Origin of the sequence: Clostridium sp. HCP1S3_C6 (assembly GCF_052066735.1) — a bacterium.
Lineage (GTDB): Bacteria > Bacillota > Clostridia > Clostridiales > Clostridiaceae > Clostridium.
On sequence record NZ_JBQHRN010000015.1, the window covers coordinates 29,823 to 55,535 of the forward strand.

The window sequence follows — 25,713 nt, forward strand, 5'->3', positions numbered from 1 at the left end:
TATAAGTTTAAGATAAATTATCTTTACTATGATTTAATGTCCAAATTATATTATCTCCTCTACCTATTTCCACTTCATATCCTGCAAAATTAATTCTTCTTTCAATACATCCTCTGCATTCTGCTGCTTCATCACCAGTGCATATTTTTCCATCATATAAAGCATATTTATCTCTTACACTTGTTGGTGATAAATTAGGCATTACAACATTACAACCAACCTTTAGCCCCTTTTCTCTTCCTGTAGGATCAATTGTTCCAAGAGCTGTTGTAGCTGGCAAAAGAACTGTAGGAAGCATTAATCTTATAATTGATAAAAGCAACAAGGTATCATCAAGAGTTCCGCCTTTAAATTTATGAAGAGGAGTATCTTTTTGAGGTATAAATGGTCCTATACCACACATATCTGGATTTAATTTTTTTATATATATTAAATTATTTACCTTATCTTCTACTGTTTCATTAGGTAAGCCTACCATGAAACCTGCCCCAATTTGATAGCCTATTTCACGTAAATTTTCAAGACATTTTCTTCTATTTTCAAAACTTGCTTTTGGATGAAGCTTTTCATAAACACTTTTGGTTGCAGTTTCATGCCTTAATAAATATCTATCTGCACCTGCTTCAAATATTTTTTTATAAGAATCATAACTTCTTTCACCAACAGACATGGTAATAGCAACATCTTGCATTTCAGCCTTTATAGATGATACAATATCTACTAATTTTTCGTCAGTGAAAAATGGATCTTCTCCCCCTTGAAGCACAAAAGTTTTATATCCGAGTTTATATCCAAGTCTTGCACATTGTAATATTTGTTCTTTTGATAATCTATATCTATCTGCATTTTTATTATCTGCTCTTATACCACAATATTTGCAATTCATCTTACAATAATTTGTAAATTCAATTAACCCCCTAAGGTATACACTTTTACCATAATGCCTTATTCTAACTTCCTTTGATTTCTCAAACATATAATTTTTATTTTCTTCATCAATATTTTCAATTAAGTATGATAATTCTTCTCTTGTAGCATTGCTTTCTTTATAAAGTTTATTAATAATTTCTTTCAGTTTATTATTTTTTGTCATTTCATACCTCTGCCTTTAATATTTTATATATCTTGTTATTATTTTAACACAATTATTGTAACATAAACTATATCATAAATCACTTTATAAGTTTACAATATTACTTTTTTTTAATTTGTTTTTTATGTATATTTATTGGAAATAATATTGTATAATAACATTGTATGTGAATTAAAAATGTGGGGGGTATAATTAACTATGACATTTAGATGTATCATAACAAAAGAAAAATCAAACTACTTTATTGGGAAAGATTATAATGGACATAAGTTTAGAATATTAAAAAATAGAAATATTAACTGCAGAGTTGGTGATGATTTTTATTTTTATGCTAACTTAAAAGAAGGATTATTTTATAATACATTAATCCCTATTTCCTCAGAAGAAGCAGGTGTAGTTGAATAAAAAGTTAAAATAATATAAAAACAAAAAGCAATATTATTTGCTACTATATATGCCTTGATCAATAGTAACAAATGATATTGCTTTTTTTTGTAAAAAGATAGCCAACTCAAATTTAAGAAAGCTATCAAAACCAAGTTATAAGTATATTAAACTTATTTTTATGATTCTTTTGTAATACAAAATAGTAAAACTCCCCCAGCAACGATTATTACTATTATTTCAGGAACTATTTTCTTAATATCAAATGTATTAGAAACTTTTTCTTGATTATCTTGTATTTCATAATTATGAGTATTATTTTCTGATGCATATGCACATTTATTATTTAAAGGAATAATTCCTATGAATGCAGTTAAAATCAAAAATACATACAACCAAAATCTCTTCTTCATAAACATTGCCTCCTTTGCCTTACCCTTGTATAATTATATATTACATATAAAAGTTTACTAAAACAACCTTTTACCGTGCATTTAATATACTTTTTAATATGTACATATTATATTAATAAAAGAATTAAATTGTTAACTAAATTCTATGAATATTTTGCTACCAGATACACCAGCAGAAGCCTTTTGTACATTAAGTTTAACTGGCACCCTATTTTTTATAGATTCAACATGACTTATTATTCCAATTTTTAATTTATCATTGTGTATTTTCTCAAGAGAAGACATTACAACTTCTAACAAATCTTCATCTAATGTTCCAAAACCTTCATCTAAGAAGAAAAGTTCAAGTGGAGCTGTTCCCTTAAGTTGAATTTCTGCTGACAAAGATAATGCAAGTGATAGTGAAGCCAGGAATGTTTCTCCTCCTGAAAGTGTAGATGTATCTCTTGAAACACCGCCATTTTTATAATCTCTTATAAAAAACTTACCATTATCATCCACTTCTAAACCATAATTGCCATTTGTAATATTGTAAAGTCTTCTTGATGCATCTTTTGATATATATTTCAACCTTGATGTAGCTATATATTCAATAAATCTTTTACCCTTAAATATTTTTTCAAGTTCACTTAAAATAGAAAGTTTATGAATGTATTCATTCATTTTTTCTGAAAGAGAGCCTAATTCCTTTATTTTTTCATTAATAAGATTAAATTCTTCATTACATTTTATTCTTTCCTCATTTTTGAGAGTAAGTTCATTTCTTTTCTTTTGCAAATTACTAATAAATTCATTGTATTCTTCTTCTGTGATATTTTTATTATTAAGTTTTTCTTTAAGTCCTTTAATAGTACTTTTTATTTCTAGCATATTATTATTAAATAATTCTATTTCAGATTTTATGCTTAATAATTCCTCTTCTTTTAATAAACATTTACATACTTCCTCTTCATTTGTAAAATTCTCTTGTAACAATAATACACTTATTTTATTAGAAAGATTTAAATTTCTTTTTTCAATTTCACTTAATGCACTTTTATTAGAAATATAACTATTTTTTAAATTTTCTAATTTTTGAAGTATACTTTCTTTTTCTTTATCTAATTTATTATAAGTAGATACTATGTTAGTAATTTGAGTAGATATATTATTTAAAGCACTATTAAGTCTTGAACTAAATTCTTTTATATAACTTTCAATGTCACAATAAGTATCTAATTTATTATCTGGAAATTTGCTATTTAAATTAGAAATTTTATTTTGTATATTTTTTTCCTTTTCGCTTATAATTGCTGTGCCATTTTCTATTCTTTTTTCTAATTCATTAATATCATTTGTTAACTTATCTTTATTTGCACGAAGTTTATCTATAATTTCCTTTGTATCTTTTGAATCTTTAATTAAATTATTACGTTTATTTTCTGCTTCTTTTATTTTGTTATTTTCTTCTTCAAAATCATCTATATTTAGAGCAGTTTTAATATTTGTAATAAGCATTATATTTTCTTTAATTTGATTTTCAAGTTCTTTAGATTCGTTATTATTAGTAATAATTCTATTTTTAATATCTATAAGAGTTTTTTCTAAATTTTTAATATTATTTTCAGTAAGGATATATTCTTCTTTTATAGTTTTTTCTTTTTTATCTAATTTATCTTTATTTTCTTTACATTTGTTTGATTTATTTAGTTCATCATTTAATTTTTCTTTTTTTATATTTATTTGATTTTCATCTAAGGAATTATCTAATTTTTCTAATTGACTTTGTAATTTTGAAATATTAAGTTCTTTTTCTTTAAGTTTTGATTTAGATACCTTTAATTTAACTTCATAGTCTAAAATATCCTTTGAAATCTTTTCTTTTGATTCTCTTAAATTAAGCATTTCATTTTCATTAACAGAAATATTTTTATAGTCATTTACATGGTGTAAGCTACCACATACTGGACATGGCACATTATTTTTAAGTTTTTTACGAAGAAATGAAGCATGATATTCTTCTTCCATATTTTCTAGTTTACTAGAAATAGCTATATCTTCTTGTTTTAATAAAGTTAATTTTTTTATATATTTTTCATATTCCTCTTTCTCTTTATTTAAAATATTATTTTCTTCTTTTAATTGTTCCTTAAATTTGTTTTTTTCTTTTAATTGTTCTTCACATTTTATTATTTCCTTTTGTAAATTAAATAATTCATCTTCTGATAATATTTTTTCTGAATTTAATAATTTTATTTCACTTAAAATATTGTTATATGTATCCTTTAAAGAATTATAACTAAATTTTAATTTTTTAAGAACACTTTCATTTTCTTCTTTGCCTTTTAAAAGCTCCTTATTTTTACTAACTAAATTATTATATTGATTTTTTAAAGTAATATATGTGCTATTAAGAATAATACCTCTTTGAATTTTTTCTTTTACAACACTATCAATTTTTAATTCTTCTATTAAAAAATCAATTTTTTTATCTTTTTCTAAGTTTACTTTTATTTCACTAGTTATATAGTTTAGTGAATTTTTCAATTTACTGTTTTTATTATTTAGTTCTAATTTATATTTATTTAACTTTTCATTTTCCAAATATAATTTATGAATTTCATTTAATTCTAAAACTGCATTATCTATTTTTTGCTTTTCTAATATAAGGTTTGGCAGTTCATTTTCATTTTTGTCTTTATATTCAAGATAATTTTTACTTATTTTTTCTTTAAGATCATTAGATTTACTTATTTTTTCTTCTAATTCACCTAAAGAATCATTAATATTATTTATTTTATTTATATTAATGTTTTTTTCCTCAATATATGGATATAATTTTTTTGAAGCTTCACCTTTTATTAATATTTCATTTTTTACATCTATTTCTTCTTTCTTTTCAAGTAATATATTTAAGCTATTTTCATATTTATTTAATTCTTTTATGTTATTCCATAATAAATTTATTTCATTTTCCTTAATCTTTAAATTTTCATATTCCTTATTTAAAAAATCATACTCCTTTGTAAGATTTTTAAGGTTTTCACTACAAATATTAAGCCTTTCAGTTGTATATTCCTCATACCCCTTCATCTGACCTTCTAATATATTTTTTTCATTTTTAACATTAGATATTCTTTTATATAATTTTGTAGATAATTTGTCACCATATTCTTCTAAATTAAAAAGTCTCTCAAGCATTTCTCTTCTGCTTTTACCTTCAAGCTTTAAAAATTCACTAAACTTTCCCTGAGGTAAAACAACGGTTCTTGTAAAATCATTTATAGAAAGGCCAATAATTTCTCTACACTTTTCATTTACCTCTCTTACCTTGTCGCAAAGAACTATTTCATCCTTTGTAATATCTGAAAGTCTACATTTTGTAGATAATATTTTGTTTGTTTTTTTATCTCGTTTATATTCCCTTACAACTTTATATATGTGAGTTTCTTTTCCTGATATTTGAAACTCATAAGATATATTGCACTTGTTACAATTTATATTAATAAAATCACTGCTTTTACGGGATATTTCACCATATAAAGCTAATGTAATACCATCAAGTATAGTAGATTTACCACTTCCTGTTGGCCCAAATATTCCAAACATACCTTTTGAAGTTAATTTGTTAAAATCAACAACCTGCTCTTCAATAAAGCTGTTAAGTCCTTTTATTTTTAACCTTATGGGCTTCATTACTCTTCCTCCTTAATTATATCTAAAATTGTTTCTGTAAGTTCTTCAGTTGCCTCCATTCCTGTAGTTTTTTTGTAAAAATCACAAAAAAGTTCTTGAAAGGATTTTTCAGCTACATCTCCAACAATATTATCACTAAATTCTTCTTCTATTTTTAATATAGGAGTAATTTGTACTATATCACCTTTAAGGTTCTTCATTATTTTTATATCTTCTTCAGAAATAAAAACATCTGTTTCTATTTCTATATATACATAAGATTCTTTATTTTTATTTTTCTCACACATATCTATAGCTTCTTTAATGCTTCTACATTTCCAAATTTCTATAGGCTTATATGTTTTAAATTTAATTGTACTTATTTTAGGTTCTTCTAAGGGTTTTATGTCAATTAAATAACATCCCTTTTCATAATTAATTTCTTTTTTATTATATTGAAGAGGTGATCCTGAATATCTAGCTCTCTTATTAGTTCCTTGAACAATTTGAGCTTTATGTATGTGGCCTAAAGCAATATATTGAGCTTTTTTAGGAAGACATTCTCCATTTACAATATAACTTCCTCCAAGTTCTATACCTCTTTCAGAACCTCCTTCAATGCTTCCTAAAGTAAATAAATGTGATATAGCAATATTTATTGTATCATCTCTATATTTTGATTCTAATTTATTAAAATATAGTTTAATTCTATCATTATATGATTTAATATTTTCCTGATCCTCATCCATATCACCATATAACGCTTCATTTAAATTCTTTTCACTAGGATAAGGAAGTGCTATTACTGACACAACTTCATTTTTCATTTTAAGCCTAAAAAAACCTTCAGTGCTGTCAAAAACTTCAGCACAACCATATTTTCCTTCTTTTACTATAGATTTAGGAGTTCCAACCATAATAATTCCTAAATCCTTAGCTAAATTTGAAGCTGCAACAAGTCTGTCAGGACTATCATGATTTCCTGATATTAATATAATAATTCTATTTCCATTATTTGAAAGAGTCTTTAATGTATCATAAAACATTTTTTCGGCTATTGCCTTTGGATTACTATTATCATAAATATCTCCTGCTATTATTACTATATCAATATTATTTTCTTCAACTATACTGCAAAAGTCCTTTAAAAATTGCTTTTGCTCATTTATTCTGGAAATTCCCTCTAGATTTTTTCCAAGATGCCAATCAGATGTATGAATTATTCTCAAAAATATAACCTCCCAATTTTATGTTAAATATATTATACAACAAAGTTTGAAATTTATAATGTTTTGCCTTAAAATAATAATTAAATTATACGGGAGATGATTACATGGGGATATTTAACAAAATAAATATTATAAAAGCAAATATATTTTATAGTCAAGGAAATTTAGAAGAAGCATTAAAAATATATAAAAAACTAGCAGAATCTAAAAAATTAGAAAATGCTGTTAAACTTCAAGGGGCTTATGCTGCCATAAATTGTGGTGATTTAAAATATGCAAAAATATTTTTAGATAAAATAAATTACAATAAATTAGAAAATGATAATTATAAAATATCATACAAACAGACAGAAAGTCTTTATTTTTGGAGAACTGGTCATTTAGATTTGGCTATTAAAAATTTAAAATCATTAGATAAAGAGTTTGAAAATACAGCCACTTATGAAACTCTTGGATATTTATTAATATTAAATAAAGATTATGATGAGGCTTTAAAATATAATACTAAAGCATATGAATATAACCATTCTAATATAATTGCAGATAATTTAGCTGAAAGCTACTATTATTTAAATAATTATGATAAAGCCTATGAAATATATAAGAATATTTTCAATAAAGAAACCCTTCCTAATTTTCCAGAACCTTATTACTTTTTTGCTTTAACTATTTTAAAGAAAGGTTATTCTTATGGTGAAAATTATAAAGAAGATGCACTTAAATATTTAAATACTGCTTTAAGTAAAAAAGAATCATTTTTGTCAGATTTAAATAAGGATATTATAAATAAAGAAATTGAAAAATTAAAAAAGTAAAGATAAAAAGGAAATGGTGGTAGTATATATGAGGAGCGGCTAAATGGAAGAAATAAAAAAATTAATGAAAACTAGGAAAAATATAATAAACATGATTACATCTGTATTTAGCATAGCTATAGTTATATTAAATTTTGTTTTTGTAATTAAAAATAAGAAATCATTATTTGGAGATACTTCAAATTTTATCATATACATATTAGTAAATGCAATAATATTAGCCATTATATGTATATACTATTTTTCTAATAGAAATGAAGACAAAGAATTTATAAATATGATTGAATCTTTAAATGAAAATGATAAAAAAATTATACAAGACTCCTATGATAATCCAATTATTAAATCAAAGACATTAAATGTGTCAAAGCTTGGATTGATTGGTATTAATAGAAATGCATGTGTATTAATCAATTATAAGGATATAAAAAAGGTTGTATTAACTGGAACAAGATATTCTTATAGCATAAGAATTCATACTGAAGATGGTTGTTATTGCTATGATGTAGAATCTCTTGAGGATTTAAAGATATTAAAAAATAAAATTAAAGCTAAAAGTGGTTGTGAAATACAAAAAACTTTTAATTTAGGTATGTAATTAAAAAGAGGTGTAGTATCAGTATGTTAGGTTCTTTCTGAACTTTGGGTATAAAAAAAGGCATCGCACTATTTTTTAGTGTGACAGCCCTTTATTACTATCTTTTATTGTATACTTTCATATGCTAAAACTGGACCTGATTCATTTAATGATTTTATGCATTTTGCAATTCTATAAACTGCCATTATTAAATCATTGTTATCAATTCTTTCAAATTTATTAATAACATCATTTAAAAGTTCTAATGCTTTTTCTGGTGCAATTTTAGAATCATTTGATGTAGTTCCCATATAAGAATCCTTTTTAGATTTCACATAATACTTAACATTATTTGCTATATATTCCAATAGTGTTAATGTATTTTTCAAATCAACTTTATAACTTAAAGAATTTATGTTTTTAACTGCATCTATTAAATATGGAAATACAGATGGTTCTAATAATATATGTGAATTAGCAGAATTTATAACACTATTTATAATACATAACTTTACATCTGGTTCTAATAATGGATTTTTAAAGTCAAGTGATTCAATATATTCTAAATTAGCAGCCCCTATTCCATTTTTGAAAATTAAATATGGTTTAGCTTTGTATGAATCGTTTTCGCTATTGTAAATACCATCTACAGCTATTGTTTGACCAGCATGAGATCTTAAAAGACTTTGGCATGTATCAAGAAGTGAACCATCAAATTTTTGAATTGATTCATCCTTATAAAATTCACCAGTAATTGTTGTGAAAATAAGCTTTAATCCACATTGACCATACTTTTTGATTTTATATTTAATTACATCTTCAACTAAATTATCAGCTTCAAGATCCTTTAAATTATTTTTTTTAACATTGTTTAACATTATTTATCCCCCCACATTTATAACAAATACCTTATATATTAATTGTTTGTAAACTTATACATTACAATTAAAGTATACCAAGTTATTTAAAACTAATCAAATGTTTTAGTAAATGTTTTCTGTTTGTTAACAACTTTAAATGTGAAATGGTGCCTCAATTATTTACTTCATTAAGCTTTTTATTCTTTATCATTTTTAACTTTGATTGATTAATAATTAAGGATTAAGGATTAATAATTAAGAATTAAGAATTCAGGACATTTTTGCTCCTTACCTTGCAAAAATCTTAATTTTATATTGTATGGATGGACAAGCTCCATATTTCAAAGCCTACCTCAATCTTATATAGGACTTAATTATGCTAATGCTTTGAGCCTAGCTACAATAATTCTTAATTGCACCTTTGGTGCTGGCTTTAAACGAAGTGAAAAAGCCACTTAATTATTAATTCTTAATTTCACAGCTAAAGTGTAGCCTAACTATTCTATCCCTAAAACTTAAAATCCTTACAAACATCTTCAGCTTTATGAGAATCAGAACCATATATGCATGTTACATTGTACTTTTCTACCATTTCTTTAAATATTCCTGATGGGTATATTTCTTTACAGTATGGCTTTCTAAGACCTGCTGTATTTACATCTATTTCATAGCCCCTATTTTTTATTTCTTTTACTACTTCCTCTATTAAAGCATAATTTTTATATTCATGTGGATATAATAGATTAAATATTCTAACTAAAGTTGGATGACCTATTCTTTTAGGTTTGTATACGCCAAGGTCACTTTTTACAGCTCTTAAAAGTGTTTCAAAATATAAATCATATACTTTATCTAATGACTTAAGAGATTCTAATAATTCAGTAAAATCTTTTTCATAATCAATAGCATAATATTTATTATTATATTTTACAAAATGAACAGATAAAATTGAATCCTCTATTACATTGCCATATTCATCTAATAATTTTTTTGTTTCTTCTTCTAATCCATCTACATAATCTACTTCAAAACCTAAATTAATTTTTATTTTATCTTTATATTTTTCTTTTATTCTTAACACACTTTCAATATACTTTTTTGTTACTTCTTTGCTCATACAGCACTCATCTAAAAAATCTTTATCAGCAAATACACATGGATATGGCATATGATCTGTAAAAGACATTTCATCCATATTATTTTTTATTGCCTCATTTACATACATATCTAAAGAATCATCTGTACCATGTGGGCAAAATGGCGAATGTATATGACCATCTTTTCTTTTTAAAATCTTCATAAGTTCCTCCTTTTAATGACTTCTATAAGTATCTTCCGATATAAACTCTCTTTTTACTTCATTTCCTTCACTATCAAATGTAACTAAATAAGATTCGGCTGTAAGACCATAAACATTACTTTCCATATCATAAGTATAACCCTTAAGAGCTGCTGGATCACCATAAATATTAAATCTTACAATACCATCTTTTGCAATTCCCTGAATATAAATAGGAAAATCGTATATATTCTTAAATTTGTAATCAAGTGTACCCCAATCTCCTAAAGTAGCATCAAGACCTGGCCTTGTATAAAAAACAGTATACATATGAGGATGTCTTTCCACTGATTTTATATTTGACTTCATTACTGCTCTATAAAGAGTAGTACATGGTTGACATATACCTCCTCCTTCAACATTAACAACTTGTCCATCAACATAACCAGGAGCATATTCATATTTGCCTATACCTTTTTTTGCATATTCTCCATAACTAAATTCATCTCCAGGCATTAACAAGGTACCATTTATTATATTTGTTACAAGTTTAATATTACTACTTCTTGCATAGCTTGAACTAGAATAATCTGTTTCAAAACTTCCCATTATTCCAGTAATTTTTCTTAATTCCTTTGAAGTAATTTCAGGAGATACTTCATTAAATTTAACATTAATTTTTTCATTTACATTATAACATAAATTGCTTACAATTTTTTCTTTCAAATCATTTTCATCTGTTGATCTTCCATTTACCCCTTCCTTAATTTCAAAATTATTGTCTTTTATAGTTATAGATGCATTACATGGAGGAATATCATTTTCATTTTTAATATTACTAATTATTTTTTCTATGCTTTCTTCAGGACAATTATATGATACATTAATTAATACATTGTTACTTTTCTTAATAGATAAAAACTTCTTAAAAATACCAAAATTCTTTCCATAATTAACAGCTTCCTCTGCAGCCTTTTCTATATTGTAATTACCATTTAATTCTGAATAATTATATATATAATTATTATTATCAACAGATATTTCTAGTTTATCATCATTTTCCTCTGAAATTATAGTATCATTTATTATTTGCATAATTTCTTCTTTATTTTTAAAGCTTACATCTATATCACTTATTTTTATACCTTTATAAGCAGTATTAGAATACTTGTTGGTTACTATTATAAAAAATAGTAAAATTGCAATAAAGCTTATAGTAATACCAATAATGCAAGCTCCGACAATCTTTACAAATTTTATTTTGCTCCCTTCCTTACTATCATTCCCCATAATATATTCACCTCAAATTATATTTTATGCATTACTATTTTACTATTTAATTCCATTTATTATGATGATTTTTTAAAAGTTTTTATATTATTCTTATAAAGTTTTCATATAACAATGCTATTATGGTAACATTGTTATATAATAAAGATAGTAACTTAAACTTTTGAGGTGAAGCAGTTTATGAGTAATATAAAAAATAATAAAAGTGGCCTTCTTGCAATTAAAATGCTTCAAAATAAAGGTTTTGAAGCAGGTTTTGTAGGAGGCTGTGTAAGAGATTACATAATGGGATTAGAAGCAAAAGATTTTGACATTACAACAAGTGCTATGCCTAATGAAATAGTTGATGTTTTTAAAGAATATAAAACACTAGATATTGGAATCAAACATGGTACTGTTGTTGTAATAATTGACAATGAACCAATAGAAATAACTACTTATAGAATTGATGGAAATTATAGCGATGGAAGACATCCTGACAGTGTAACTTTTACAAGAAATTTAATAAATGATTTAAGTAGAAGAGATTTTACACAAAATGCTATATTTTATAATGATGCTCAAGGGTTAATTGATCCATTTCATGGAATTTCTGATATAAAAGAAAAAGTAATAAAAACTGTTGGAGAACCAGAAAAAAGATTTCACGAAGATGGTCTTAGAATAATGAGATGTTTGCGTTTTGCATCTACTTTAGGCTTTTCTATTGAAAGAAATACTAAAAAAGCTATTTTAGACAATATAAATTTATTAAAAAATATATCCATTGAACGTATAACTTGTGAATTTGTAAAATTAATGGGTGGAAATAATGCTTGTGAGATTTTGCAAGAATATAAATCTGTATTTGCATTCTTTATTCCAGAACTTAAAAAAACTTTTGATTTTAATCAGCATAATCCTTATCATAAATATGATGTTTTTACTCACATAGTTGAATCAGTTAAAAATTCTCCTAATTTAAAAATAAAACTTGTTATGTTATTTCATGATATTGGGAAACCTCAATGCTTTTTTGAAGATGAAAAGAATATTGGACACTTTTATGGTCATGCTGATGTATCTTATACCATAACAAAAGAAATTTTCAAAAGGCTTAAAATTTCTACAAGTAAAAATTTATCCAAAAAAGATATAGAAGATATTCTCCTTCTTATTAGGCTTCATGATATTCAGTTAAATCCTACTACTAAATCTATTAAAAAAATCTTGTTAAAATTAAATGGGGATACTAATTTGTTTTTAGATCTTTTAAAAGTAAAAAAAGCTGATACTCTTGCAAAATCTGATTTTAAAAAAGAAGAATCTCTTAAAATTATAGACCTTTGTCAAGATATTTTTATGGATATTTTAAATGAAAATTTGTGCTTGTCCATAAAAGATTTAAAATTAACAGGTAATGATATTAAAGATTTAGGACTTAAAGGCAAAGATATTGGCATAATGCTTAATTTGTTACTTCAAAATGTTATAGAAGAAAAGCTTCAAAATAATAAAAAGGATTTAATATCCTTTGCGAAAAGGCAGCTATAATTTAGTTGCCTTTTTTTACAAAAATTCTATTAAAGCTAAAAGAAATAGTAATTATGCTTGTAATTGAAATTACTATGGACATTATTTTTCCTTGATAAAAAGATGGTACAATATCTCCAAAGCCTACAGTTGTAAAAGTCACAATTGTGTAATAAAGCAAATCAAAATAAGATATTACTCCTATATAAGAATTTTTATAAAATATTTCTACCATACATGAACCTAAAAATAATATATAAATAATTCCTGTTAAATAATAAATATATAAACAACAGCCTTTTCTATAAATAATGCTATTAAAAGCATAGCTAAGAATTTCCTTCATAAAAATACAATACATTATTATATACCCAATAAAAATCAAGGCTTTTGAAATAGCATTACTATTTCTTAGTATATTTACAAATTGAACTGATGTAAATACTAATAAAGAATATGAATTTATTAAAAGCATTAATACTGCATATTCTTTTTTGCTTTTTGAATTTAACAATCCATATCCATATATATAATAAAACAAAAAATATACAAAAAGTGTTATTATAATTTTCACAAAAGTATACCTTATATTTATTTGAATAAAAATCACATTAAAAGCTAATGCAAAAAAAGTAAAATGACTTAAAAATATAATTGTTAGTCTAATTATTTTTTTATTTGAAATTTCATTTAAATAACATAAATTAATTTTATTTTTTATTTTAACTATTTTTTTATTAACTTTTAAAAATTTATCTATCAAAGATACAAATATATAAAAATTAGTAAAACATATAATTATATATATAATTATAATCATTTTAATTACCCTATTAATTATTCTTTTTTATCTTACTAAAAAAAGATCTTAAATATTACATTTAAGAATCCTTTTTAGAAATAATTTCATAAAACATATCTAAAGCTTCATTAGATTTCACATTGTAATCTACCCTTTGGATACTTTCATTTGCAACAGCTGTATCTGGTCTTATGAATTTTTTATATGATGTTTTTAAAAGAAGCTTAGAATTAGGCAAACAAAAATTTATAACATCTCCATAAGAACAAGGACTGTTAGATGATGGCTCACCTATTACTTTTGCTATATTATTATCTTGAAGTGTTACAGAAAACATCATTCCTGAACTAAAAGTTTTACTTGAAGATAAAACATATATATTGCCTTTGTATAAAAAATCATTATACTTTTTATTATGTTTTTCATTTGAATTTTTAAAAGTATAAGGTCCATATCTTGCTACAGATGAAAAGGCCTTATAATTATCTATATCAACATATTTTATAAATTCTTCAATAACTGCTGAATTACCTCCAGAATTATTTCGCAAATCAACAGCAATATTAGTTATACTATTATCCTTTAATGCTGAGAAAAAATTTTTAAGGGATGATTTATATTCTTCATTCATTATGCAAGTATTAATAGCTATTACTGCAGCAGATTTTTCATAATCAATACTATATTCAACTTCATTAATTTTTTTAAAATCTTCATTAGATTCTAAATCATATTCTATCTTATCATTTACTATTTTACTTTTATCCTCAGAAGAAACTGTTTCTATAGTAATAAAATCTTTTTCAAGAAGCTCATTTAACACAAAACATATTCCATTAAAGGACTTTAAATATGACTCAAAAGCATTTCTTGCATAATCTTCATTTTCAAAAGAAAATTTTGATATAAATTCCTCATATAATGTAAAAACATCCTTATTGTTTATCTTAAATACAGGTTTTTTATTACCATAGTTATCTATTACATATAAATCCTTATCTTCCATTTTAAAATCAAAACTTGCTCTTTTCTCATTATCACATACTAACTTAATAGATGTATGAGCATCTTTAAGTTTTGATAATATTCTACCTATGGCTTGCCAAAACTCCAATACAGTAATATTATCACTTAAATTTGATTTTTCTTCTTCTACCTGAACTAAAAATTCATTAGGTAAACCTTCTAATGAAGCTATATGTCTTTCCTTAATAATTTTTTCAACGTAATTAATATCTTCAAGGGCCTGTTTTTTAGTAATAGTTTCAGATGCTTCTTTAGAATTAACTACTACATTTTGAGAACCTCTAAAAGGGTTTAAGTTATAACATATAGTAATTGATACTAATAAAAATATAATTAATGCAAAAATTAATTTTCTGCTAAATTTCATATTACATCCCCACTATTTTATTATTAAGTTCATAATCATAATATTTTTTAAAGTTATTTAGACCCTTCCATGATGGTCTTATATTTATAGTTCTGCACACTTTAATATAACATTGAAAAATAGTAAAACTCATAATATACCACCCTTTATGTAAATTTTTACCATTTGGTAATTAAATTATAACTCTACTTTTAATTTTTTTCAACACTTTTTACAAATTATGTAAAACTTGAAAACACAAAAAATATATGCCCTTTAAGCAGTAGTTTTTAGTAATTACTTTTGCTTAAAGAACATATATTTTTCTTAAATAATTATCATATCTTTTTCAATTTTTTCTATTTTGGTTAATGAACCAAAAGGGGATATTTCAAAATAAATTTTAATAGGCTCCCTCTTTGATGTATTTAAAATAACATAATCATAAAATTTATCAATTTTGCCTGCTGAAATTGCAGATACATCATCCATTTTACTCATTTCAAGAAGCGCCATTTCAATTTTAAATAATTCACTACTATTAAAATCTTTTATACTATTGTATATTTCTTCTTTAATTGTGAAACTGTTAAATGTTTTAGTCCATCTATCCTTTATTATATCCACTCTTTTCTTTGATATTTCTTGAAATTTTATTTTATCAGTTTCTATGGTTTTAATAAATGTTTTATTTTTCTCTTCCACTTCATTAAGTAAAGTATTGATACTTTTTATTTTATCATTAGTAGAATTTAATTCTGATAAAATATTATCTAAAGATTTTGCAGCATATAATCCTTCATTGTTTATATTTTTTAATTTATTTTTTAACATATCTATACGCTTTTGCAATTTAAACACTTCAGCTTTTGCTTCCATTTGAGCATTTTCATCTAATTCATTAAATGTATCTGTGTTTTTTTCCTTTTTTTCCAATTCATTTTGTATTTTTTTTATATCTTTAGATAAATTCTCTTTACTCAATTTTAACTTGCTTAAATTTTCCATGCAATCATTTTTTCTTTTTTCATCACGTTTAATTTTTAAAGAAAGACCTCTAAGGTCATGCTTTAAAGACACAATATTTTGATTATTTGCCATTGTATAAACATTACTATTTTTTATTTTAAGTAAAAGATCATTAAAACTTTCTTCAAATGTTTTGTCATAAGACACTTTAAATTCATTTATTTTGGGATATATTCTGTCAAGAGAAAATACAGACAATAAAAAAGTAATAAAAGCTAGAATTTCTGACACAACTGTTTTTATACCATTATTATAAATATAATCTTTTGTAACTAATAAGTTTTTTTCTATTGAAAATCCTCTATTTACTGTTGCAATTATTTTTTTATCAATTTTAGTATATTTTGAAAATTTATCTTCTAATTTATAAATACTATCATGGTATCTGACATTAATAAAATTATAATATTTTTCGCAAATGTTTTTAGATTTATTCAAAGGCATTTCATCTAAATTAATACCTAAGAAATCACAAACGTTATTAATAAGGTTTATACATAACTTATCTTCAGATATATCTTCATTTATGTCCAAAATACTACATAAAGATTTTTTAAATTCACTTACTAATTGATCTCTACTTAATGTATTTAATTTTGACAATTTTTCATTAATAAATAAATTATAATCCTCTGTTTCAAATTCATTATCCTTAAATATACTAGTAAAATAGCTAGCAAATTTTAATATTTTCTTTCCAGCCTCTTTAATACCAGTATTTTCTTTTATATTATTAATTACCTCAATTATGGCTATTTGATTAGCTATTTCCGAATCTTCTAGAATATCTAAGCCACATAATATATTAGACATAAGCCACCTCTATTTTTAATATGTTTTTATTTATATAATACTATTAATTTTTATACTTATACAATAACATTATACTAGCAATAATATAAATTTTGCAATTAAACAAAATATTGTTAACATTAATTTAATTATTTATATACCTAAATTACTCTACTAACTTCCTCATAGCTTAAATTTTTAAATTAATATCTTTATGAAATATTATCTGCTACTTTATTATTTTAGTAATAAAATTTTTAGCAATAAATTTTTGCTATTTATTTACATTTTATTGAAATTGTGTTAATATTTACTGGTAATATTTGTAAATGGGGTGGTAAAATGGTTTTTATAAGAGAAACTAATGATTATATTCTTTTAAAAAGAATAAGAAAAATAATTTTATTTATTTTATCAATAATGATACTTACTTTATTGTTTGTAATATCATATTTTGTTACATGTAATTCTTCCTCCATAAACTGTAATCCAACAGAAATACTTAATGAATTTGTTGATGGTGTAAATAGTTATAATGCAAAAAAAATAGTCAGTCTTACAAATATAAATTGTGATAATGTAAGAAATAGTGAATATATAACGGATACTAGTGAGTCTTTAACTAAAAATATAGAAAACTGTAACTTAAAAAAAATATATACTTCTGGAAGTCATCTTGTACTTCAAACTTCTGATTATATTATTTACAACACAACTTTTGACATAACAAATAAATCTGGAGAAAAATCTAAAGAAACAGTTCCAATTATGTTTGTTAAAGATAATGATGGGAAATGGTATATTGATTATTCATCAGTTTTATCTGCTATTAATAGTTAAAGGCGTGCAATTTGCACGCCTTAAATTAAATCTAATAATTTTAATATATCCTTTGCAATATTTCTTTCTGTTCCTTTGTATGGAAAACAATGAATATGAATAGCTGGATTAAAATTAAGTTCGATTATTCCATACTCTGAATTTATATTAGTATAATCGTCTATAATCATATCTACACCACAAATATTAGCTCCAATAGCCTTTGCAGCTTTTATTGCTATTTTCTTAAATTTATCATCAATTAAATCTGTGTAATCTACACTATCTCCACCAGTACTTATATTAGAATTTTCACGAAGATATACTATTTCATCTTTTTTAGGAATATAATCTAAATTTAAATTTCTCTGACTTAAATAAAATTCAACTGTACTATCTATTTCTATTTTTTCTAATGGAGAAGTATAACCATGCTGCCTTAATGGATTTTTATTTTTTATTTTAATTAACTGAGAAATAGTATTTATTCCATCTCCTTTTATATTAGCAGGGACTCTTCTAAGAATTCCTGATACCTTATCTCCAATTACAAGAAATCTATATTCATTACCCTTAATAAATTCTTCTGCCAAAACTGTATTATCATATGAAAAGGCATTTTTTAAAGCTAATATAATTTCATTTTTGGTAGACTCACTATTTAAAATAGTAATACCTTTACCAAAGTTGGTTGACTTAGGCTTTATAACTATATTATGCTCAACTAACATATTAATAGATTTTTCTGCTTCATCTAATGAAAAGAATTCAAATCCCTTTGGTACCTTAATATTATTCTTTCTTAATATTTTTTTTGTTACTATTTTATTTTCCATAGCAAGAACTGTTGCATAATTATCCTTAGAGGTTTTTGTAGCCTGTTTTATATATTGTACATTATTTCCATTACTTATACATATAAAATTATCACTTTTATCTAAAATATCTACTTTTAAACCTCTTTTTATAGATTCTTTTATTAATATTTGAGTTGATAATTCCATATCCTCATATCCGTACAATTTATATCTATTATTAAAGGCATCCTCTTTATTTTTTTTAGCTATTTCCATAGCAAATGGTATATATCCTTGCTTTTCTATATCTCTTTTAATTTTATAAGCTGTTGTTAGTTTTGAATCTTTTATTATATTTATATATTTGTTTAAAAGATCATCTTTTTCTAATGATAAATAATTATTAATATCTTTCATCTTATTTAATATAATCATTGAAAATTCTTCTCTTGTAATATCTTTTCCTTTATACTTTAACAAAATATTATCAAGACCACTTTCTGATATTATATCAGAATTATAAAAAGCTTCTTCTTGAAAATTATTATGGTTAATATCTTCACTAAATAATAAAAATAACATAAATATATTTAAAAAGTCTATTTGATCTTTCTCTATTCCTGTTTTACAGTAAGGGTTAATATCAATATTTCTAAATTCTAAATATTCTATTCCATCATTAATTAAGCTTTCAAGATTTCCATCATTCTCTTTAGATTTAATTCTAACAGATGAGTATAATTCTTTATATTCTGAAATTATTCCACTTTGTATATTTTCATTTATTGATTTTGCATATTCTGTTATTGAATTATAATTTAAAAATACTTTATGCTTATTATTATATCCAAAGGAACTATTTCTAAAAGAAATTCCATTTGTATATTCTTTTGTTTTTTGGCTATCTAAATTGAAAATTGGAGTAGCTCCCATAACATATACTATAAACCACCTATAATAGCTATATTTTTTTGCTAAATCAAGATATAATTTATTTTTAAATTCTTTAAAAGACATTTCACTGTTAAAATTTAAATATAATTTATTCAAAAAATCATCTTGAAAAGAAAAATTATAATGTATACCACATATAAGCTGCTTAAATAATCCATATTTTTTAAGCAATCCTTCTCTATAGTTTTTGTTTTTTAATCCAACTTTACTACTATCATATTGAGCAATTTTAACATTAGAATCAAATACGCAAGGCATTGATAAAGGAAATAGATATTCATCTTTATATTCATTTGCACATATATCATAAAGGACATTCATAAATTCATATATATCCTTAGATGATTTTAGTGGTGGTGTTACAAATTCAAGCTGACTTTCAGCAAAATCAGTTGTAATATATGGATTGGTTATTTTATTTCCAAAGGATAATTTATGATCTTTTTTTGAAATAACACCTTTTTCATTTACCCTTAATGTTTCTCTCTCAATTCCCATATTAAATATTGATTCTCTATTTATGTTGAAATCTTTTATTAATAGCACAATTTTACCTCTCTTTCCATAAGCTTATTAAAATATAAGTGGTCTCATAAGAAACCACTTATATTTATATTATTATTTTTTGTTCTATAATTTCTGGCAAATCAATTTTTACAAAGGATTTAATTAAATCCCTCCTATCATAATCTACCTTTAGAACATATTTTTTTATGTCATCATTACTTAAAAAACATATTACAAATTCCATTGGAATGTCTTTTACTAAGTTAAATTTAATTTTCTTGTAAGTTTTTTTAAGTTCATCAATGGGAATATCAGCCTTTAATGACTTAATAAAACACACAATACTATATGTAATACTATAATCCTTATTGGTAAAATTATAATTCCATAAAAAAGTTTTTCTCATAGCTTCTTTATACATTTTACGTAAAATAAGTGGATCATAATCATAATTTTTATACGCATGAACAACTTTCATTAAATCTATAGCATCATCTAATGCATTATGTTTTACCTTTCCTGAAATATTATACATTTCTTTCATTTTTTCAAGACCTATACATTTTGATATAACTTCATTATTTAAAGTAAGATTTTCTGAAATTTCAACTTGTATATCATACATGTTCTTAAAAATTTTATTATATATAAAACCTAAACCATTGCCTTTTAAAATTTTACTTAAAGCTACTTTATCAAAATTGCCCCAATTATATATTATGCCATTTCTTAAATATTTATTTATCCATAATGCAAATTTGTTCATAACATCCTTTAAATTATCAGCATTATCAACTTCATCCTGAGTTAAATGAGTTATTTCCATACATGTTTTTGATAAATTTTTTTTATTTACAGTATTAATGAGACTATAAAAAGAATCTTTAATTTTTACACCATCTAAAGTTACAACAGCACCTATTGAAATAAACTCTGCCTTTTGTCTATTTTCAATATCAAATTCAAAGTCAACATATATTGATGTTTTAGCTTCTCTTAATAAGTTTATACTATTTTTTTTAAAATTATTATGTTTATTATTTACACTTAAAACTTCTAAATTAAAAATTTCATTTATTTTAAAAGCATTATATACATTCATAAGATTGTATACATCTTCAAGTTCATCTTCTATATCTGGCTTTAGAATATCATAACCAAGGACTAATTGTCCTAAGCTAATATTATTTACATGATGCAAATTTTCACAAGAATCTATTAATAAATTTTCTATACAATTGATTTCCTCAATAACTTTCAATAATTCCTTATTATCATAAAATGTTTCAAGAAGTTCTTTTTTCATTTTATTATTAAACGTAATTATGCTTTCATAATCTTTAGATAATATTTCTAAAATATCACCTTTGTCTGTTTCTAATGTTTTTACCATAGAATTAAGGACCACTTTATTTTCATCTTCAATTAATGCAGAAAAATTATAATTCTTGTCCATATTAACATGGTCATTAATTGTAAAAAACAATGTTTTCATTATATACCTCTCTTTTTTGAGACAATAGTCTTACATAATACAATTATTATATAACCTAAATATAAATTCATGCAAGACAATTTTAAGTAGAGATTTTTTCATAAGCATATTTAACCTTATTTATTTTGTATATGCTCTTTTTAATAATTTCAACTCCATCATTATTAAAGAAAACAAAATTTTCGCCATTATCACACATTACACTTTTATAAGAAAATCCATTATACCCTCTTTTCTTTATATATTCTGCTAAAAATTGAAATGGAAGATAATCAATATCTTTATTGGATTTTATTATTGATGATAAATCATCATTAATAATATCAATAAGTACTTCAAGCTTCTTTGATTTTAAATACTCATCAGATTTTTTTTCATTAAAATACTTTAAAATATTAAAAGAAAATATTCTATCTTTTTTTACATTTACTTCAGCAATAGTTATTATATCTCCTTTGGTAGGCTTTACTTCATTTATAGCTGTTTCAACATTATTTGTTAAATAAAGATATGATATGCCCATAGGATTACAACGACCTGATGTAGCTTTATTCATAGGCGGTGACAGCATTTCCTTATTACTAGAATGAATAAAGTTTCCTATTCTTGCTCTATAAAACAATGTATTTTCTATTGTGTATCCAGACATTATATTATAATCACTTTTAAAATTTTTATTTGACATATTTATTTCATCAAGAAGTTTAACAATTTCTTCTCCTACAAAAAATCTATTTGAATGTTTAATATCATGTTTGAAATTTTTCCATAGTTTCATAACATCTTTATATATTTCTTCTGAATAAAATTCCTTTGAATACAAGACAATCACCTACCTAAGCATATATTAATTTATCGATAGCATTTTTCTTTTCTTTATATTTTATGCATGTTAATTAAGTGTAGTCCTTGAAATTATAGCTGTAAAATTAAGAATTAATAATTAAGTGGCTTTTTCGCTTTGCTTAAAGCCAATCTCCAAAGAGATAATTAATAATTATTGTGTTTGGTTCCAAAACATTAACTTAATTAAATCTTATATAGATTTTATTGTATGCCTTGAAATTGTAGCTTGTCTACCAATGCAATATAAAAATATCCTGAATTCTTAATTATTAATACTTAATTATGGATTGTCAACACTTTTTTATACAGTTATTATTCGGTCATATTAGAAATTCTATATTCTACTGGTGTCATATAACCTAAAGCACTATGTATGCGTTTGTTGTTATACCATAGAACATAACTTCTTAATTCTAATTTTAATTGTTCCAAGCTTTCAAAAATCCTATCAAATGCAAATTCAGTCTTTATTATTTTATATCCTGCTTCCGCTACAGCGTTGTCATAAGGACATCCTTTTTGGCTTAAAGATCTTTCTATTTCAAAAGTATCAAGAAGTTCATCAATAATTTTATTTTTAAATTCATTTCCCCTATCTGTATGAAAAATCTTTACCTTCTTTAAATTAATTGTAGAATTCATAAATGCTTCATATACTAGCTTAGCATCCTTATTAGGGCCAGCAGAATAGCCAACAATTTCTCTATTAAATACTAGAATTATATAAATCAGGAATGACAGTTTCTGAAATAAGCAGAGAATATGAAATTGCAGGTTCTACTATCAATGGCTGGATTAAGAAAGGCAGAGAAATTAGAATCAACGAAGATGAAGTTATTACTGTAAGTGAAATTATGAAATTAAAGAAGGAAATGGCTATGCCTATGGAACTGATATGACCAACAGCCTTGTTATAACTGCACTTAAAAAAGCTTATTATTCTCAAAAACCTAATAAACAGCGTAACCGTCAAAGATTTCACGTCTACATAAATTATGATTCTCCTTGTAAAATTAAGTGAATAATGATTTTACAGGAGGATTTTTATGTATAAGAAATTAAACAATAAAGAATGGGAAGAAGCTGTTGATCTTTATTATAAAGAGAATAAGAACATATCTATAAAGGAATACTGTACTAAAAATAATCTTAATAAAGGTCAATTTTTTTATCATAAAAGAAGAATTAAGAATATTGAACATAAAGAACCAATATTTCAAGCCATTCAATTAAATAATCATGGAGAAATTATCAAGGAAAATATATCTTCTAAGTTATCATCAGAAATAAAGATAACTATTGGAGTTGCTAAAATATCTATACCCACGAGTGAAACAGCTCTTATTAATTCTATAATTAAGGATTTGATGTTAAATGTTTAATATTAATAAGGTTAAGACTGTTTATCTAGCCTGCGGCATTACGGATTTAAGGAAAAGTATTGATGGATTAGTTATGATAGTACAAAATGAAATGAAGCTAGATCCCTTTGATAATGTTTTGTTTGTGTTTTGCAATAAACAAATGAATAAGTTAAAGATATTGCACTTTGATGAAGGGTTCTGGCTTTACTATTATAGATTAGAACATAGTCACTTTAAATGGCCTCAAAATCCAGAAGAAGCACTTAAGGTAAATAAGGATGAACTAAAATGGTTATTAAAAGGTTATGAAATTAGAAATACGTCAAAATTCAAGCCTGTTACTCAAAAAAATTACTATTAATAATACATTGCAAAATGTCCGAAACCCTTTGAAAACAAAGGGTTTTTGTGGTATAATAAAGTTATTAATTAGCAGTTTTGAGGTAACAAATGAACGAAGAAATTTATGAAAATCAATTAGATGAAAAAATAAAATCTTTAATGTCTGAAATGGAAAAAAAGCTTGATGAAAAAGATGAAAAAATCAATAATTTGCAAAATGAAGTTGCATTCTTAAAAGCTCAATTAGCAAATAGAAATAAAAAGATATTCTCTTCTACAAGTGAAAAAATTGATCCAAATCAATTATCTTTATTTAATGAAGCTGAAAAAGAGAGTAATTCAAATATAAATGAACCTGTTATTGAAGAAGTGTGCTATACAAGAAAGAAACCTTCTAATAATACAGGAAAGAAAGATAATTTAGAAGGTTTAGAAAAGGTTATTATAGAACACAAACTTTCTGAAGAAGAAGCTATATGTAAAGAATGTGGCTCTCCATTAGAAATAATAGGAGTTAATTCTACTAAACAAGTATTAAAATTTGTTCCGGCGAAATTATATGTTGAAGAACATATAACATACAGCTACGCTTGCCGTAAATGCGAAGCAGACAACATAAATTCTAATATTATTACTACAAAAGCTCCTAAAAACCTAATAAATAAGGGGATGGCTTCTAATAATCTGTTAAGTCATGTTATTTCATTAAAATTTCTTTATTCAGTTCCATTATATAGGCAAGAAAATTACTTTAATATGTTAGGAGCTACTTTATCTAGACAAACCTTATCTAATTGGGTTATTGGAGTAGCTGCAGAACTTACGGATGTATATAATCTAATGAAAGATGAATTACTTAAGTCTAATTATGTTCAAGCTGATGAAACAACGGTAAAAGTTATTGAACATAATGGCAATGAATCTAAAGCGAAAAAATATATGTGGCTATATAAAACAGGTTCAAGCCGAAATCCGATAATCCTTTATGATTATCAAAAAACAAGATCTAGTTCTTGTCCTAAGGAATTTTTGAAAGGCTTTAGTGGATTCTTGCAAACCGATGGGTATCAAGGATACAATAAAGTTGAAAATGTTAAGCGAGTATATTGTTTAGCACATATACGTAGAAAATTCCATGAAATTGTAGAAAATTTAAGTGATGAAGCCCTAAAAAACTCAAGAGCAATTATAGGGTTTAATTATTGTGAGCAAATTTATAAATTAGAAAAAGACATAAGAGAACAATATGGTAACGATGATGATTATTATCAAAAACGTTATGAAATAAGGCTTAAGAAGTTATCACCGATTTTAGAAAATTTTGAAAAGTATATAAATATAGAAATCAAAGATGCACTTCCAAGAAGTCCTCTCGGGAAAGCATTAGAATATGCTCAAAAAACAGTTCCAACAATGAAGAATATATTAGAAGATGGTTCTTTAGAAATTGATAATAATGCAGCAGAACGTTCAATAAAGCCATTTGTA

General features: G+C 24.1%; 23 protein-coding genes and 1 pseudogene. 9 read left to right on the plus strand and 15 right to left on the minus strand.

The window, feature by feature from the left end; all coding sequences use genetic code 11:
• Positions 1 to 7: 7 nt before the first annotated feature.
• Complete coding sequence (gene hydE, locus ACTNAO_RS07235; RefSeq protein ID WP_441028055.1) at positions 8 to 1,093, minus strand: [FeFe] hydrogenase H-cluster radical SAM maturase HydE; 1,086 nt, start codon at positions 1,091 to 1,093, stop codon at positions 8 to 10.
• Positions 1,094 to 1,291: 198 nt separating this feature from the next.
• Between hydE and ACTNAO_RS07240 the strand changes: the two genes are divergently transcribed.
• Entirely contained in the window at positions 1,292 to 1,498 is a 207-nt protein-coding gene (locus tag ACTNAO_RS07240) for a hypothetical protein (protein ID WP_441028057.1), read from the plus strand.
• Between the two features lie 158 nt (positions 1,499 to 1,656).
• On the opposite strand, the gene ACTNAO_RS07245 is transcribed toward ACTNAO_RS07240, so the two are convergent.
• From ACTNAO_RS07245 to ACTNAO_RS07255, 3 genes are all read right to left on the minus strand, one after another.
• Positions 1,657 to 1,890: a hypothetical protein gene (locus ACTNAO_RS07245; protein WP_441028059.1), complete on the minus strand. Its 234-nt coding sequence runs from the start codon at positions 1,888 to 1,890 to the stop codon at positions 1,657 to 1,659.
• Positions 1,891 to 2,022: 132 nt separating this feature from the next.
• The gene (locus ACTNAO_RS07250; RefSeq protein WP_441028061.1) at positions 2,023 to 5,565 is read right to left on the minus strand and encodes an AAA family ATPase; all 3,543 of its coding nucleotides are present in this window, start codon (positions 5,563 to 5,565) and stop codon (positions 2,023 to 2,025) included.
• Complete coding sequence (locus tag ACTNAO_RS07255) at positions 5,565 to 6,773, minus strand: exonuclease SbcCD subunit D (protein ID WP_441028063.1); 1,209 nt, start codon at positions 6,771 to 6,773, stop codon at positions 5,565 to 5,567. The genes ACTNAO_RS07250 and ACTNAO_RS07255 overlap by 1 nt, the downstream gene beginning before the upstream one ends.
• Positions 6,774 to 6,877: 104 nt before the next feature.
• On the opposite strand from ACTNAO_RS07255, the gene ACTNAO_RS07260 reads away from it, so the two are divergent.
• Positions 6,878 to 7,588: a tetratricopeptide repeat protein gene (locus tag ACTNAO_RS07260; protein WP_441028065.1), complete on the plus strand. Its 711-nt coding sequence runs from the start codon at positions 6,878 to 6,880 to the stop codon at positions 7,586 to 7,588.
• Positions 7,589 to 7,631: 43 nt separating this feature from the next.
• Positions 7,632 to 8,186, plus strand: a complete 555-nt coding sequence (locus ACTNAO_RS07265; protein ID WP_441028067.1) for a hypothetical protein — start codon at positions 7,632 to 7,634, stop codon at positions 8,184 to 8,186.
• A 104-nt stretch (positions 8,187 to 8,290) separates the two neighbouring features.
• Here the strand turns inward: ACTNAO_RS07265 and ACTNAO_RS07270 are convergent, their stop codons facing one another.
• From ACTNAO_RS07270 to ACTNAO_RS07280, 3 genes are all read right to left on the minus strand, one after another.
• A complete protein-coding gene (locus tag ACTNAO_RS07270) occupies positions 8,291 to 9,043 on the minus strand; it encodes a hypothetical protein (protein ID WP_441028069.1) in 753 nt (250 codons plus the stop codon).
• A gap of 490 nt (positions 9,044 to 9,533) precedes the next feature.
• Complete coding sequence (gene hisJ, locus ACTNAO_RS07275; protein ID WP_441028071.1) at positions 9,534 to 10,325, minus strand: histidinol-phosphatase HisJ; 792 nt, start codon at positions 10,323 to 10,325, stop codon at positions 9,534 to 9,536.
• Between the two features lie 12 nt (positions 10,326 to 10,337).
• On the minus strand, positions 10,338 to 11,594 hold the full coding sequence (locus ACTNAO_RS07280) for a VanW family protein (RefSeq protein WP_441028073.1): 1,257 nt from the start codon (positions 11,592 to 11,594) through the stop codon (positions 10,338 to 10,340).
• A gap of 180 nt (positions 11,595 to 11,774) precedes the next feature.
• Between ACTNAO_RS07280 and ACTNAO_RS07285 the strand changes: the two genes are divergently transcribed.
• Positions 11,775 to 13,127: a CCA tRNA nucleotidyltransferase gene (locus ACTNAO_RS07285; RefSeq protein WP_441028075.1), complete on the plus strand. Its 1,353-nt coding sequence runs from the start codon at positions 11,775 to 11,777 to the stop codon at positions 13,125 to 13,127.
• A gap of 1 nt (position 13,128) precedes the next feature.
• Here ACTNAO_RS07285 and ACTNAO_RS07290 read toward each other — a convergent pair whose 3' ends face one another.
• The 4 genes from ACTNAO_RS07290 to ACTNAO_RS07305 form a co-directional block, all read right to left on the minus strand.
• Positions 13,129 to 13,680, minus strand: coding sequence for an ion channel (locus ACTNAO_RS07290; RefSeq protein WP_441028077.1), 552 nt, complete (start codon positions 13,678 to 13,680; stop codon positions 13,129 to 13,131).
• A gap of 307 nt (positions 13,681 to 13,987) precedes the next feature.
• Complete coding sequence (locus ACTNAO_RS07295; RefSeq protein ID WP_441028079.1) at positions 13,988 to 15,301, minus strand: S41 family peptidase; 1,314 nt, start codon at positions 15,299 to 15,301, stop codon at positions 13,988 to 13,990.
• Between the two features lies 1 nt (position 15,302).
• A complete protein-coding gene (locus ACTNAO_RS07300; RefSeq protein WP_441028080.1) occupies positions 15,303 to 15,434 on the minus strand; it encodes a hypothetical protein in 132 nt (43 codons plus the stop codon).
• A 173-nt stretch (positions 15,435 to 15,607) separates the two neighbouring features.
• Positions 15,608 to 17,122 (minus strand): hypothetical protein, encoded by a 1,515-nt coding sequence (locus ACTNAO_RS07305; RefSeq protein ID WP_441028082.1) that lies wholly within the window; start codon positions 17,120 to 17,122, stop codon positions 15,608 to 15,610.
• A 321-nt stretch (positions 17,123 to 17,443) separates the two neighbouring features.
• Here ACTNAO_RS07305 and ACTNAO_RS07310 point away from each other — a divergent pair, with 321 nt between their 5' ends.
• Positions 17,444 to 17,941, plus strand: coding sequence for a hypothetical protein (locus ACTNAO_RS07310; RefSeq protein ID WP_441028084.1), 498 nt, complete (start codon positions 17,444 to 17,446; stop codon positions 17,939 to 17,941).
• Positions 17,942 to 17,961: 20 nt separating this feature from the next.
• Here the strand turns inward: ACTNAO_RS07310 and gshAB are convergent, their stop codons facing one another.
• The 4 genes and pseudogenes from gshAB to ACTNAO_RS07330 all read right to left on the minus strand — a co-directional run.
• Positions 17,962 to 20,169, minus strand: a complete 2,208-nt coding sequence (gene gshAB / locus ACTNAO_RS07315; RefSeq protein WP_441028092.1) for a bifunctional glutamate--cysteine ligase GshA/glutathione synthetase GshB — start codon at positions 20,167 to 20,169, stop codon at positions 17,962 to 17,964.
• Positions 20,170 to 20,281: 112 nt separating this feature from the next.
• Positions 20,282 to 21,673 (minus strand): exonuclease domain-containing protein, encoded by a 1,392-nt coding sequence (locus ACTNAO_RS07320; protein ID WP_441028086.1) that lies wholly within the window; start codon positions 21,671 to 21,673, stop codon positions 20,282 to 20,284.
• Between the two features lie 82 nt (positions 21,674 to 21,755).
• Positions 21,756 to 22,496 (minus strand): RES family NAD+ phosphorylase, encoded by a 741-nt coding sequence (locus ACTNAO_RS07325; RefSeq protein WP_441028088.1) that lies wholly within the window; start codon positions 22,494 to 22,496, stop codon positions 21,756 to 21,758.
• A 335-nt stretch (positions 22,497 to 22,831) separates the two neighbouring features.
• A pseudogene (locus tag ACTNAO_RS07330) lies at positions 22,832 to 23,242 on the minus strand (transposase); the annotation flags it as partial.
• An 11-nt stretch (positions 23,243 to 23,253) separates the two neighbouring features.
• Here ACTNAO_RS07330 and ACTNAO_RS07335 point away from each other — a divergent pair.
• The 4 genes from ACTNAO_RS07335 to tnpC all read left to right on the plus strand — a co-directional run.
• Positions 23,254 to 23,418, plus strand: coding sequence for a hypothetical protein (locus tag ACTNAO_RS07335; protein WP_441028090.1), 165 nt, complete (start codon positions 23,254 to 23,256; stop codon positions 23,416 to 23,418).
• A gap of 147 nt (positions 23,419 to 23,565) precedes the next feature.
• Positions 23,566 to 23,901 carry an IS66 family insertion sequence element accessory protein TnpA gene (gene tnpA, locus ACTNAO_RS07340; RefSeq protein WP_441048061.1) on the plus strand — a complete coding sequence of 112 codons (336 nt, stop codon included), beginning with the start codon at positions 23,566 to 23,568 and terminating at the stop codon, positions 23,899 to 23,901.
• Positions 23,894 to 24,244 carry an IS66 family insertion sequence element accessory protein TnpB gene (gene tnpB, locus ACTNAO_RS07345; RefSeq protein WP_441029660.1) on the plus strand — a complete coding sequence of 117 codons (351 nt, stop codon included), beginning with the start codon at positions 23,894 to 23,896 and terminating at the stop codon, positions 24,242 to 24,244. Before tnpA ends, tnpB begins: the two co-directional genes overlap by 8 nt.
• Positions 24,245 to 24,333: 89 nt before the next feature.
• A partial coding sequence (tnpC, locus tag ACTNAO_RS07350) for an IS66 family transposase (RefSeq protein WP_441046295.1) occupies positions 24,334 to 25,713 on the plus strand: 1,380 nt, incomplete at its 3' end.

Coding starts and splice junctions, on each gene's coding strand:
- hydE (WP_441028055.1), bottom strand. CDS start 1,093: ATGACAAAAAATAATAAACTGAAAGAAATTATTAATAAACTTTATAAA.
- ACTNAO_RS07240 (WP_441028057.1), top strand. CDS start 1,292: ATGACATTTAGATGTATCATAACAAAAGAAAAATCAAACTACTTTATT.
- ACTNAO_RS07245 (WP_441028059.1), bottom strand. CDS start 1,890: ATGAAGAAGAGATTTTGGTTGTATGTATTTTTGATTTTAACTGCATTC.
- ACTNAO_RS07250 (WP_441028061.1), bottom strand. CDS start 5,565: ATGAAGCCCATAAGGTTAAAAATAAAAGGACTTAACAGCTTTATTGAA.
- ACTNAO_RS07260 (WP_441028065.1), top strand. CDS start 6,878: ATGGGGATATTTAACAAAATAAATATTATAAAAGCAAATATATTTTAT.
- ACTNAO_RS07265 (WP_441028067.1), top strand. CDS start 7,632: ATGGAAGAAATAAAAAAATTAATGAAAACTAGGAAAAATATAATAAAC.
- ACTNAO_RS07270 (WP_441028069.1), bottom strand. CDS start 9,043: ATGTTAAACAATGTTAAAAAAAATAATTTAAAGGATCTTGAAGCTGAT.
- hisJ (WP_441028071.1), bottom strand. CDS start 10,325: ATGAAGATTTTAAAAAGAAAAGATGGTCATATACATTCGCCATTTTGC.
- ACTNAO_RS07280 (WP_441028073.1), bottom strand. CDS start 11,594: ATGGGGAATGATAGTAAGGAAGGGAGCAAAATAAAATTTGTAAAGATT.
- ACTNAO_RS07285 (WP_441028075.1), top strand. CDS start 11,775: ATGAGTAATATAAAAAATAATAAAAGTGGCCTTCTTGCAATTAAAATG.
- ACTNAO_RS07295 (WP_441028079.1), bottom strand. CDS start 15,301: ATGAAATTTAGCAGAAAATTAATTTTTGCATTAATTATATTTTTATTA.
- ACTNAO_RS07300 (WP_441028080.1), bottom strand. CDS start 15,434: ATGAGTTTTACTATTTTTCAATGTTATATTAAAGTGTGCAGAACTATA.
- ACTNAO_RS07305 (WP_441028082.1), bottom strand. CDS start 17,122: ATGTCTAATATATTATGTGGCTTAGATATTCTAGAAGATTCGGAAATA.
- ACTNAO_RS07310 (WP_441028084.1), top strand. CDS start 17,444: ATGGTTTTTATAAGAGAAACTAATGATTATATTCTTTTAAAAAGAATA.
- gshAB (WP_441028092.1), bottom strand. CDS start 20,169: ATGGGAATTGAGAGAGAAACATTAAGGGTAAATGAAAAAGGTGTTATT.
- ACTNAO_RS07320 (WP_441028086.1), bottom strand. CDS start 21,673: ATGAAAACATTGTTTTTTACAATTAATGACCATGTTAATATGGACAAG.
- ACTNAO_RS07335 (WP_441028090.1), top strand. CDS start 23,254: ATGACAGTTTCTGAAATAAGCAGAGAATATGAAATTGCAGGTTCTACT.
- tnpA (WP_441048061.1), top strand. CDS start 23,566: ATGTATAAGAAATTAAACAATAAAGAATGGGAAGAAGCTGTTGATCTT.
- tnpB (WP_441029660.1), top strand. CDS start 23,894: ATGTTTAATATTAATAAGGTTAAGACTGTTTATCTAGCCTGCGGCATT.